This is a genomic window from Streptomyces sp. bgisy159 (assembly GCF_057707805.1).
The window spans coordinates 22,305-34,031 of the sequence record NZ_JBYIQX010000064.1 but is presented as its reverse complement, the minus strand read 5'-3'; the positions used below and the strand labels follow the sequence as shown (position 1 = coordinate 34,031).

Here is an 11,727-nt window from a genome sequence, read left to right as displayed (position 1 = left end):
GATTGGGTGTGTCTCTTCTTGGTGTTCTCGTGAGCGCTCACGAGAACACCGACAGCCCCGATGTGGCAGTGCCAGCGCTCTTCGAAGCAAGTTCCGAGCACGCACGTAAGCTCAGGGGGGTCCTCGTCAGGCGAGAGATGCTTTGCGCTCGCTTTCCGTCAGGGGTGGGCCCTGCAGGTGCGGCCTCTTCGGGCCGAAGAGCATGGGAACGATCATGGCTGGGGAGAAGAGGCGGGTTGGCGGCTTCTCCATGCTCATCACGTCCAGAAGGGCACCGAGGGCGCGGGGGTTTCTGGCGCCTGTTGCAACGCACCGGTCGACGTAGCGGGCGAGGATGCGTTCGATGGCGGTGGGTGGTGTGTCGGTCGCGCCGGGGTAGCGTGCGTCCTGTCCGACGGCGAGGTCCCAGGCCACGGCGGCGGGGCGTGCCACGGCTCGCTGGATGCGGCGTGCGGTGCCGGGTTCGGTGATGTTGGTTTTGTTCAGGGTTTCACGCAGGGCGAGGGCGCCTTGGGCGGCGACGGTCAGTCCGTGGCCGTAGACGGGGTTGTATCCGGCGATGGCGTCGCCGAGCACGGCGAAGCCGTCGGGCCAGCGGGGCATCTTCTCGTAGTAGCGGCGGTGGTTGGCTGTGCTGCGGGTGGTGGCCACCTCGCTGATCGGTTCGGCGTTCTTCAGGAGTTCTCCGATGATCGGGTCGCCGAGGTTGAGCGCGAAGTCGAGGAAGGCGTCTGGGTCTTTGGGGGGTTCGCCGCCGCGGGTTCCGGAGAGGGTGACGATCCATCTGCCGTTTTCGATGGGCAGGATGATGCCGCCTTGGCCGGGCGCTTTTGCGGGGTTGGCCTGGACGTTGATGAGGGGGTAGTTGGTGTCGCCTGTGGTGCCGGGGGCCTTGAAGAGTTGGGTGGCGTAGGCGACGCCGGCGTCGACCTCGCGTTCGGTGACGCGTGGGAGTCCGAGGTCCTCCAGCCACTGGGGGGTGTGGGAGCCGCGGCCGGATGCGTCGATGACCAGGTCTGCTGTGAGGGCGTGTTCTTCGTCGCCGGTGCGTGTGTGGACGCCGGTTACGCGGGTTGCGTCGCCGTCCAGGCGTAGGACGGTGGTGTTCTGGTGGACGGTGATTCGTTTGTCGGCGAGGATTCGGGCGCGCAGTGCGGCGTCGAGGAGGGGGCGGGAGCAGACGAGGTTGCGGTGGGGGGTGCCTGTGAAGCGCCGGAACCAGATTTCGTTGGGGGCGCGGGAGACCATGTCGCCCATGATGTGGGCGAGGCGGGCTCCTTTGGCGACTGTCTCGTCGACGAGGCCGGGAAGCAGTTGATTGAGGGCTGAGACGCCGCCGCTCCACACGAGGTGGGCGTGGCGGGACTGAGGAACTCCGCGGCGGTGTTCGGGGCCTTCGGGCAGGGTGTCGCGGTCGAGGAGGGTGACGTCGCTGACGTCGGTCAGTGCGGCTGCGGCGAGGAGGCCTGCGGCGCTGGCGCCTATGACGACGGTTCGGGGTCGGCGGGTGGGGCTGTCAGGCATGTGTGGTTGCTCTTTCTGTGTGGGTCACCCGCTGGCGGAGGCTGTCGACGAGGCGGGGGCGGTGCATGGCTCGGGAGATGTCGTTGATGTGCTCGGTGATGTCAGGGCTGAGCTGGGCGGGTTGTTGGTTGGTGTCGCGGGGGGTTTCCTGCCGGTAGGACTGGACTGCGGCGCTGATGGTGACCGCGCCGGCCAGGCCGCGGGCTTTGGCGGTGCTGTATCGGTTGGATGCGGTGCTGTGGGCGGCGTGGTAGAGGGTGTAGTCGATGTGGGGGGCGAGGCGCAGGAGGGCGTCGTGGATGTGTGTCTGGCGTTGTACGAGTCGCAGGTCGAGTGGGGCCAGGCGGCCGACGCGGGCTCTGGCCGAGGAGGGTGCGACGTGGCGGACGGTTCTCGCCAGGGGGCGCAGGATCCAGTAGGTGGCCTGTTCTCGGGGCCATTTCTGCAGGAACGGGCCCAGGACGGGGAGGATGAAGCCGATGCCGACCAGGGTCGCGTCGAGGATGGCGAAGGGTGGGGCGACCTTGGTGCTCAGGTCGTCCCAGTTGGTGCCGGTCCAGCGGGCGCTGATGGCCGTGAGTTTGGCGACGTCGAAGACGAGTCCGAAGGCGTAGCCGGCTTGGAGGAAGACGAGGCCGGCTTTGAGCCAGCTGGCCCGGACTTTGGAGATCCATTTCCAGATCATGTAGGCGGCGACGAGGGCGGAGACCATGTGCGCGAACAGGTACAGGAGGATGTGTTCGCGCATCCAGGGTTCGCTGGCGTAGTAGGTGTCCAGGTCGTAGATCCGCTCACTGGGCACGTCGGCCAGGGCGAAGGTGCACCACAGGCCGAGGATGATGCCGGTGTAGATGGTCCAGACGCGGCGAATCCTGCGGCTGCGCCGGGGGGAGGGTTCCTCGCGCCAGGTGATGACCATGGTCAGGCATGAGCCGCAGAAGGCGGTCAGTAGCGAGTACGTCCACGGTGCGGCGATGTTCGGTACGCCTGTGGTGGTGTTGAGTTTGTGGATGCTGGCGGGGGCGACGGATAAGAAGACGGCGGCTGCCAGCAGCAGCAGCAGGGTGGTCGCCCGGACGTCGGGATCGCGCCATGCGCGGACGAAGGTCGGCAGCTTCAGGCTGAGCGCGATCACGAGCAGGACGGTGGGCAGGGCGTAGGGGATGTGGAGGCTGGTGAGATTCATCCGAGTATCTGTCCGCTTCGGTTGCTGAGGGACAAGTCGATGCGGCCCTCCACGGTGCTGGGGGTGACCGGGCCCTTCGCGTAGCGGCCGGTGATCCAGGTGCGTATCTCGCGGCCGAAGAGGAGTCCGAAGGTTTCTGCGTCGGCTTCGTGGTCGTCATGGGAGTCGGCGCGGGCTGCGACGGCCAGGAGGGCGTCCCGTGGGACGTCCTGGGCGCTTAGGATCTGTTTGGCAGCCTTCTGGAGTGCCTCGGCGCTGTTGTCGGAGAGGGCGCGGGCTGCTGTGGGCACGCCGGTGACATGGGGGTTGCAGTCGCCTTGTTCTTCGTGCCACAGCTCGTGTCCGAGGATGACGAGTTGCGATTCGGGTACCGCGCGGTCTTCCACCACGATGAGGGACTGATCGCCGCAGTCCAGGCGCATACCTGAGACGGGGAGGTCGTCGGGGAAGGCTCTGAACGCGAGTTGTACGGGGCGGTTCTGTCGGATGCTCATGGCGCGGCAGAACTCCTGCATGACGGTCTTGGGTTCGGCGGGCCGCTCCAGTGACCGGGATGCCTCCTTGCCCAGGGAGGCGAGTAGCGCTTTCATCGCCTTGGTGCTCATTGGCCGGTCTCCCCTGCTGCGGGATACACCGACTGGATGACTCCGGCGAGGAGCCTTTCCAGGGCTTCCGGTGACATGGTTCCGTGTCGGCGCAGGTCCATGTCGCGGACGCCGTACTTCTCCATCAGCGCCTTGACGGGGTCGTTCTGAGGATTTTCCAGTCGGTGCAGGATGGGCAGTAGGGCGCGGTTGAGTGCCTGGTCGGCTGGTGCGGTGAAGTACGCTTCGCCTCCGTTGACCTGGAAGAAGTCGGCGATGCCGTGCAGGTCTTCGACGTTGGGCATCTTCGTGCCGTCGCAGATGCGGCGGGCCCACATCTCGGATCGGCCCAGGAGTTGGGCGACTTCGGCGGCGAGGGCGGCCATCTTGCGGCCGGTTCGCTGCAGGTTGGCTTCGGCCAGCGTTCGGATGCGGGTTCGGACGCGGTCGTTGACCGTGTCCGTGGGCAGGCTGCCGCCCTGCAGAAGTGTGCGGACAGCGGCTTCCGGCAGTGCTGTGGCGGATGCCAGGTGCGTGACGCTGAGCAGTTTCGAGCGGTCCAGTCCCTGCTCTGCGATGATCACGTCAAGGCGCTGCAGTGTTTCTTGCAGCGGGGTGGATGGCTCCACGTGTGCACTCCGCGGGGATCTGAGGTTCCGTCATTTTGAGGGCGCAGACTGAACTTTACGCACCCGACGCCATCGAATCAACGATCGTTTATTTTCCGAAAACGATCGTTGACATCTGGCGTTTGCACGTAAGAAGATCCCAGAACAGCGGAGGCGACCCGCCCCGCTACGCATGGTGATCGCTTCTGTGTGGCGTCCGCCCCCGCATCCACCTTGAGGAGAATCGCGCATGTACGCGCTCAGTGCACGGCCCTCCGCCGGCGTTTCGCCTCCTGCCGCTTCGCGCGTCGCGCCGGGGTGAGCCCGCACACAGAACTCCCGGCCAGAGGCAGCCGAACTGGCTGGCCGGGACGGCCGAGGACGCTGCACGCGCGCCGGGTGCCCCCGCTCGCCTCGCGTCGGCTCCTCGGTCCGGCCGGGTGCCGCCGGTGGGGGGCGGCACCCGGTTCGGCCGTCCTCTGTTCGCCTCTGGTCCGCCGGCCTGCTACGGAGATAGACACATGCCCCAGCCCTTAGTACTCCTCGGCCTCGGAGGAATAGCCGCCTCCGCTGAGTTCGCCCTGGCCCAGATCGCGGCTGCGCATCCCGTCGTCCTGGCCGACGTCTTTGCACCCGCCTGGGCGCGCCCGCACCTGGCGCGGCACCTCCGTGTCGATCCAGCCGACGAGACAGCAGTGTCCACTGCGGTGAGGGCTCTGCGTGGCGCGCACGATCTGGGCGGCGTTCTGACTTATACGAGCGAACATCTCGTCACCGCCTCACGTGTCGCGCGCCAGCTGGAGCTGCCGGGCCCCGCGACGGAGGCGATGGCGGCCTGTACCGATCGCACAGAGCTGCGCGCGCGCCTGGCGCGGCACCGGGTGCCGCTTCCGTTCTGGGCGGGGGCCCACGACGCCGAGACGGCGGCGGCCCACGCGGACGCCATCGGATACCCCGCCGTCATCCGGGCCCGAACCGGCAGGGTCGCTGTGGGCCAGGCCGGGGACCGCAGTGAAGTGGCAGACGTCTGCGCCCGCGTGGGCAGCCACTCCGGGCCTCGACACCCTGGTCTACTGGTCGAGCGCCACCTCGACGGGCCGCAGATCGCGGCGGAGGCAGTCGTCCTGGGCAGCGGTGACGTCCAGATCGTCGCCATCACCAGAACCTGTCTCGGGCCGCCTCCGGCCAGGCAGGCCGTACGGCACAGCGTGTACGCCCACGACAGCCTGCTGCACAACCGCCTGATCCGGCAGACGGTCGCCCGCGCTGTCGAAGCCCTCGGCATCACACTCGGGGTGCTCCACATCGAGATGACACTGACCTGCCGCGGCCCGCACGTCACCGAGGTCACCGCCCACCTTGCCGATGACCTGATCCCATTGCTCGTGAAACGGGCCACGGGCCTCAACCTGCCCCAGATTGCAGCCGACCTGGCTGTCGGTCGGGTACCGAAGCTCGTCCCGACCCGTCAGCGCGCCGCAGCCGTCCACTTCGCCTATCCCACGGTCAGCGGCCTTCTTCAACACGTGTCTGTGGCCACACCCGACTGTCATCCTCTGGTGGACCGCACTGCTCTCACATGCCAACCCGGCACCCGGGTGGCGGCTGCAGCACAGGCCACCGCAGTGGACCGCCTCGCATACTGGGTGGCGTTGGGGGCCACAGCAGCTGACTGCCACACCCACCTCGATCAGGTGAGCCGGGACCTGGAAGTCGACATCGCCCCTCTGGCCGCCGCGCACGCAGCCTGACCTCGAAGCCGGGCCCTGCCACGAGGTTCCCGCTGTCACGCCGGTCGTGCCCGGACGGCCCCGGGGCGGTGCTCCCCTCGCTGACTGTGCCGCTTCTCACCGACAGGCCGAAGACTCAAGTAGCGCCACACCAGACCAGCCTCGCGAGTGGAACATCTTCACCGATCAAGGGCCGCTTCGGGACGGGTCAGTGGTCGCGAAGCACCGCGAGAACGGGACAGCGGTAATTCGAGCCGATCACAGGGGAAGCGTTATGCCGAGCTCCTGCATGGCCGTGGACGGCGGCCCGCCTTCGGACCGTTCCGTCTTGTATCCCTTCACTCGTGGTTCGAGGGTGCGGGGATCGACGGCTTCGGCCGGAGCGCTCTTGGCATACAAGCCGTCGGGTTTGCTGTCGCGGTCGTGGGGCTGGAGCCAGAAGACGCGACGGCGGAAGGTACCCGAGGCACGGGACGCTTTGGCGTGGGGGTCGAGGGTGGCGTATCCGACAAGGCGGCCGGGGCGGTGGTAAGCGGGCTTGCCCTTCCTGGTGGGCAGCCGGTCCAGGCTCTGACGGACGTAGTCGAGGTGCTCGATGTCCTCCAGCCACACGAGTTCGGCTTCATGGCTGATCTCGTCAGCGCTGATCAGGGAACTCATGCGCCAGTGTCCCTTTCCTCGTCCGTGAGCAGGCCGATGCCCGGGTAGTACTTGCGGCTGTTGGACAGGATCATCTCCTTGGGCGAGGCCAAGCCGACCAGTTCCCGGGTCCGGGAGGCGAACGCCCGTGAGGACATGACCGGTGCGCCTTCATTGTTGCACCAGTCCTTGTAAGCGGCGTAGAGCGCCGCCTGCTCGGCGCGCAGGTCGGGGCCGAGGCTGCAGCGTTCTTGATAAAAGCGGCCGGTGTGGTCCTCGGTCTCGGCGTATTTGGTCGTTGCGATCCGCACGCGGCCCGGGCCGGTGAGATCGCGGTCGCCGGCAAGGTAGCGGCGGGCGCCGTCGATGAGCCAGGCGAGGATGCCAGGGCCTTCCTCGACGACGAGGAGGTCGGCGAGATTGTCGATCTTACGGTCGTCGGGGACAACACGTTCAAAGGGGATCAGGCGCATGCGGCGCCAGAAAGCGAAACCACCGGTGCCGACCTCAGGCTTGTGGTTGCCCAGCAACCAGAGCTTGTGGGTGGGTTCGAAGCTGAAGGGGTCCTGTCGCATACGGCGGGCCTTGATCCGGTCACCGCCGGTCAGCAGCTTGACCCGGGCTTCGTCGAACTTGTCGTCCGGCTTGATCTCCGAACAGACGTAGATCCGCCGACCGTGAAGTTCGGCGAGGTCAGTGGGGTGGCCTTCGAACGGCTTGGCCATCAGGAAACCGGGCGGGGCAGCGTCCGCGTAGTCGCCCAGCAGCTTCATCATGACGTCCAGCAGGACCGACTTGCCGTTCTTGCCCGTGCCCCACAGGAAGGGCAGAATCTGCGCGCCGACGTCGCCCGTGATCGAGTATCCGAGCAGCAAATGCAGGTAACCGATCATTTCCTGCCCTTCAGCGTCGTCGCCGAAGGTGTCGTGGAGGAAGCGCAGCCAGCGCGGAACGGGCATCTGCTGCGGGCCGACGGTGGTGGAGCGTGAGTGGAAATCCTTGTTCGGGTCGGGAGCAGCCAGCGTTCCGGTACGCAGGTCGACGATGCCGTGCGGGGTGCACAAGGCGTAGGGATCGGCGTCCAGGCGGTCAGGTCTGAGCACCATGCCGGGAGCGGATTTGGCCTGCGAGAGCATGGCGTTCATTCCGGCGGTCGACATGGCCCGGGTGCGGTGCTTGTGCAGGGCAGTGGTGGTGAACAGGCCACGTGGGTCGTGGGCGGCGATGTGTTCGGCAAGGTCACCGGCGGCCCACACGACGCTGTCGTCCTCATCGAGCTGCCAGCGGGTGGTGTCCCACCTGTACCAGCCGATCTTGGGTACGTGCCGGTAATCATTGGCGTAGAGCTGGACGAAGAGCTTGGCGTTGCCTCGGTCGGTGAGGGTGTCCGGGAGTAGGCCCTGAGCAGTGGCCTCGCCGACGGGCCGCTCCGCGGTCTGCGCGGGCAGCAAGATTGCCGAGGGTTGGTCGCGGATCTGTGCGGCAACGGCTTCGGGGTCGAACTCGAAGAGCGTGTCTCGGCCCGAGGAGGTCACGGACGCCTCCCTGTGGTGTGCAGCGGACGCTTGAGGCCTGCGGTCAGGCCGCTTCGGATGATGTGCCCGATACGCTGCTCCTGGCCAGGCCGGGCGGCGGCCGCGGTCTTCCACAGGGCCTGCTCTGCTTCCTCCTGAACGAGTCGGCCGGCCGCGATGAGGCCGCCAAGCGTGTAGGCGGCACGGTTGAGGGTGTCGGAGAAGCCTGCTCCTTCGGCGAGTTGGCCGCAGGCCTCCACGGGCGCCAACACGGCGGCGAGCGCGCGCTCGGGTGTGCCTCCGCCTGCGGCAGAGACAGCCTGCCGGGCACGCGGCGGGACTGGGCGGGGCGCGGGAACGTGCGGCGCGGGCAGGTGCCCGGTGCGATCGAGTTCCTGGGCGAGCCACAACGGCAGGGGTGCCGGCTCGCGGGTCTCACCGACAGCCTCGTAGTGGCCGTGGTGGGTGGTGGTGCCGGGGGCGACGATGTAGCTGCCGTGGGCACGGATGTCGACCTGCCAGGCCAGCGCCCGGCTGGGGCTAGAGCCGACGGAGGACAGCCAGCGGCGCGTGTCGGCCCGGTACCAGATGTGGAGTCCGCCGGAAGGGGTGCGGACACGTAGCGTTGTGCTGTCGTCAGCGGGGCTTTGCTGGCCGCGGAGAGCCGCGAGGACCGCGAGCGTGTGAAAGCCGGTAGCCAGGCCCTCGAGGTTCACGTGTTCCCCGATGGGGATACCAGGCAGGATCCGGTCCCGGGCTGGGGGCTGGGCGCTGTGTGCGTCAACGTCGATGACAACCAGGCCGGCCGGCCCACAGGAGACACCGATACCGAAGTCCGGGTTGATGCCCCACCACCGCTTAATGCGGTCCTGGTTGAGGGTGGCCGCATGGAAGCCATGGCACCAGCGGCCAGCGGGCAAGCAGGAGCAGTCGGTGAACGTGTGGGTCCTTCGGCGGCACTCTGAGCAGTTAGCGGCCGGAGTCTTGCGGCCGGGCGCGAGCGGGTGCACGGGCCACCCCCGGCGCGCACACCACTGCGCGGCAGCGAGCGGAAGGTCAGCGACTGAAGCCACGGGTGCTGGCATAGGTGAGTCACTCCCAAGAAGATGCAGCTCAGAGGGCACCCGCACCCCCTCTCAGCGACCGAAGCGACTCAACGACGCACACAGACTAGCGAACCGGGTCGGTGTGACTGTGGAGCACATGCGAAACGGCCAGGATGCGGTGTCCTCAAAGCGCCTGCCACAACGCTCAGCCAGCGACCGGGACAGCCCGGCAGCGACTGAGACAACTTCAGTCGCTGCGCCGCTACGACTAGGAAAAGCGCAGCTCAGAAGGGGGAACAACCCCAATCAGCGACTGAAGCGACTCAAGTCGTCTATCTATATCGCACACGAGCATGCTCTAGAGGAGCTGGATATACCCGACCGTCGGTCGCTTCAGTCGCTCCTGTACTCGTTTCGGCCATTTGACCTGCACGTTTTCCGATTCTGGAGCGAGCGACTGAAGCCTTGGCGAGTAGCTGACTGCTAGTCGCGGGGCACTGAGCGTGCAGTGACCGAAGCAACTGAAGCGCTGGTTGCGTCCTGGGAAGTGGTGTACGGGTTCCCACCTGATCCGGGCGTTTGTCCTGGCGTCGGAGTGAGGGCCCGGATATGAGAACGGCCACCGGCTGATCTTCGAGATGTCGAAGCTCGAAGGAGATCAGCACGATGACCGCACCCGACAGTCTGCCCCTGCACGCCCTCGCCGAGGAGAACCTCGCCGCGGCGAGTCCCGATCTGCTGCGCGCGATGATCAAGACGTTCGCCGACGCCCTCATGTCCGCCGAGGCCGACGCCCTCTGCAACGCAGAGTACGGGCAGGTCAGCGACGAGAGGGTCAAACCATCGCAACGGCTACCGCCCGCGCGAGTGGGACACCCGCGCCGGGACCGTCGAGCTCGCCGTTCCCAAGCTGAGGCAGGGCAGCTACTTCCCACACTGACTCCTCGAACGCCGCCGCCGGGCCGAGTGGGCCCTGATCTCGGTGGTCGCCACCCTTACCACGAGATCCTCGGTCTGGACGTCGCCACCGCCGAGGACGACGCCGACTGGCTCGCCTTCCTACGTTCGCTGATCGCCCGCGGTCCGTCCGGCGTCCAGTTCGTCATCTCCGACGCCTACGCTGGCCTGGTGGACGCGATCGGCGCAGTGGCCGCCTGGTGCGTTGTGGCAGCGCTGTCGCACCCACTGAAGAGGGCGTCGGGCTGGTGATCAGCGGCTCCGTCCGGTCGCGCTTGCCGATGGGCGTCCGTCCCTCGCGTCGGCGGGCGCTCGGCGGTTTGTGAGGAGTGGGGCGCGGGGACGGTGAACGTCAGCGCTCGCGACGCAGGGAGACGCGCAGGGTCCCATTGTCGTCCCGGCTCAGGAAGAGTCCCGCGCCCTTTACGCTGGTTACGAGTGGCACGATGGTGCCGCGGCCAAGGACCTTCGCAGTATCCGGGCCCTTGTTGAGATCTATCTGCACGGCGGCGGGTTTAGTGCCTTCGGCTGTCGAGTGCTGCTGGACCGCCCCGTACGCGGTTCCATCGTCGCGGATCGAGACGATCATGATGGCTTTCCGGTCGCCGCTCTTGGCCAGACAGATGCCCTTCTTGCGCTGCAGGTCGAAGACGACGGGCCCGGCGGCGAGATACCGGCCATTGGGTGATGCGACCACGCCGTACTCACGATTCGATCCGTAGTTGCCCGCGTTGATATTGTTGTTCAGGTCGTAGCCGCAGGTCATGGATGCCTGAAGACGTCCTGTCCCCAGATCGTGCACGGACCACATCGGATTGGCGGCAGTGCTGTCCTCCTTGTCCCGGGTCTGCCAGCCGGCGAGCACGTGGCCGTCGATGACGCCATAGGCCAGCCCGTTGAAGGGAGCGAGGTCACCGGTCCGCTCGGTCCCGCTCGGGCGTACGGAGTCACTGAACCAGTGGCCCACCAGGCCAAACCCTCCGTTGTCCACACCAACCAACGGGCCTTCCGGGGTGGCTGCGATGACACGGCCCCCCGCGCAGTCAGCCTGGGCGCACGGGGACAGCAGATCATGGGGATGGTCGTAGGCGGTGCTCTGGCCCGTCACCACATTCACCACAAACGAACGTGCCGGGTATAGGCCCGAGTCGACTATATTACCCAGGCCGACCAGCACCTGGCCACCGTATGCGGAGACCCGAACCATGGGCTTTCCCTCTACCGGCAGGTCGATCTGCCGTAGCGGCTTCACTGACGTGCCCTGTCCGTCAGCCGCGTAGACCGCCAGACTGACGACCGCGGTGCCGTCGTGCAGTGCGTCCTTCCCCCGCACGCCTTGGGCGTAGGTGACGATGTACTCGCGGCCCTCCTGATCAACAACCGTCACACCTGGCGTCTGCAACGACTCGGCATCACTGGGCGTGGGTATGTCCCATGGCGCTGAAGACCACTTGATCCGCCCCGTGTCAGCGGCCCGCACAAGGGTGGTGTAGCCGTGGGCAGCCCCCTGAATGCTGGCAACCTCACCGGCGCCCGGCACCGCCACCACGGGTACGTTGGCCGCCCGCTTCGGAACGCCGCCGATTGCCGTGTCCCATCCCTCGCCCGCATCATAGGCAGCAGGCACGCTCAGTTTGGAGAGTGGCTTCGCCTGGTTAAAGGGATTCCGAGGGCTGCCGTTGCTGTCCTTCTGGCCGCCGTTTGCCTGGTCGCTGCAGCCCGTCAGCGATACCGCCGCCAGTACCAACGCTCCCGCCACTGCCCGAACGCGCATGCCGTGTACGTCCCCTTTTCCCCCGTGACGGATCCGTCGGACCGTCGGTGACCATCTGATCGCCGACGGTATCAAGAGACCGGACGGCTCCCAACGCAGGCGCTAACGTCGAAGGCCAGCTCATCGCGGCGGCTAACCTCGCGTTTTCGCGAAGCGGCGTCCAGC

General features: G+C 67.1%; 9 protein-coding genes and 1 pseudogene. 2 read left to right on the top strand and 8 right to left on the bottom strand.

The features are described 5' to 3' along the window. Positions 1–126 precede the first annotated feature (126 nt). The 4 genes from AC3ET3_RS33940 to AC3ET3_RS33925 are packed head-to-tail and all read right to left on the bottom strand — an operon-like array spanning position 127 to position 3,923. Positions 127–1,524 carry an NAD(P)/FAD-dependent oxidoreductase gene (locus AC3ET3_RS33940; RefSeq protein ID WP_435613530.1) on the bottom strand — a complete coding sequence of 466 codons (1,398 nt, stop codon included), beginning with the start codon at positions 1,522–1,524 and terminating at the stop codon, positions 127–129. Next, on the bottom strand, positions 1,517–2,710 hold the full coding sequence (locus tag AC3ET3_RS33935; RefSeq protein ID WP_435613529.1) for an MAB_1171c family putative transporter: 1,194 nt from the start codon (positions 2,708–2,710) through the stop codon (positions 1,517–1,519). Before AC3ET3_RS33935 ends, AC3ET3_RS33940 begins: the two co-directional genes overlap by 8 nt. After that, positions 2,707–3,315 carry a toxin gene (locus AC3ET3_RS33930; protein ID WP_432158363.1) on the bottom strand — a complete coding sequence of 203 codons (609 nt, stop codon included), beginning with the start codon at positions 3,313–3,315 and terminating at the stop codon, positions 2,707–2,709. The genes AC3ET3_RS33935 and AC3ET3_RS33930 overlap by 4 nt, the downstream gene beginning before the upstream one ends. Further along, a complete protein-coding gene (locus AC3ET3_RS33925; protein WP_432158362.1) occupies positions 3,312–3,923 on the bottom strand; it encodes a hypothetical protein in 612 nt (203 codons plus the stop codon). Before AC3ET3_RS33925 ends, AC3ET3_RS33930 begins: the two co-directional genes overlap by 4 nt. 500 nt (positions 3,924–4,423) lie before the next feature. Here AC3ET3_RS33925 and AC3ET3_RS33920 point away from each other — a divergent pair, with 500 nt between their 5' ends. Then, on the top strand, positions 4,424–5,653 hold the full coding sequence (locus tag AC3ET3_RS33920; RefSeq protein ID WP_435613528.1) for an ATP-binding protein: 1,230 nt from the start codon (positions 4,424–4,426) through the stop codon (positions 5,651–5,653). Between the two features lie 237 nt (positions 5,654–5,890). Here AC3ET3_RS33920 and AC3ET3_RS33915 read toward each other — a convergent pair whose 3' ends face one another. The 3 genes from AC3ET3_RS33915 to AC3ET3_RS33905 are packed head-to-tail and all read right to left on the bottom strand — an operon-like array spanning position 5,891 to position 8,795. Beyond that, a complete protein-coding gene (locus tag AC3ET3_RS33915) occupies positions 5,891–6,292 on the bottom strand; it encodes a DUF6009 family protein (RefSeq protein WP_432158360.1) in 402 nt (133 codons plus the stop codon). Continuing rightward, entirely contained in the window at positions 6,289–7,806 is a 1,518-nt protein-coding gene (locus tag AC3ET3_RS33910) for a DNA primase family protein (RefSeq protein WP_432158359.1), read from the bottom strand. The genes AC3ET3_RS33915 and AC3ET3_RS33910 overlap by 4 nt, the downstream gene beginning before the upstream one ends. Then, positions 7,803–8,795, bottom strand: a complete 993-nt coding sequence (locus tag AC3ET3_RS33905; RefSeq protein WP_432158358.1) for a bifunctional DNA primase/polymerase — start codon at positions 8,793–8,795, stop codon at positions 7,803–7,805. The genes AC3ET3_RS33910 and AC3ET3_RS33905 overlap by 4 nt, the downstream gene beginning before the upstream one ends. 702 nt (positions 8,796–9,497) lie before the next feature. Between AC3ET3_RS33905 and AC3ET3_RS33900 the strand changes: the two are divergent. Continuing rightward, positions 9,498–10,017 (top strand): annotated as a pseudogene (locus AC3ET3_RS33900) (transposase); the annotation flags it as partial. Positions 10,018–10,140: 123 nt separating this feature from the next. Here the strand turns inward: AC3ET3_RS33900 and AC3ET3_RS33895 are convergent. Then, on the bottom strand, positions 10,141–11,562 hold the full coding sequence (locus tag AC3ET3_RS33895) for a hypothetical protein (RefSeq protein WP_432158357.1): 1,422 nt from the start codon (positions 11,560–11,562) through the stop codon (positions 10,141–10,143). Positions 11,563–11,727: the final 165 nt, after the last annotated feature.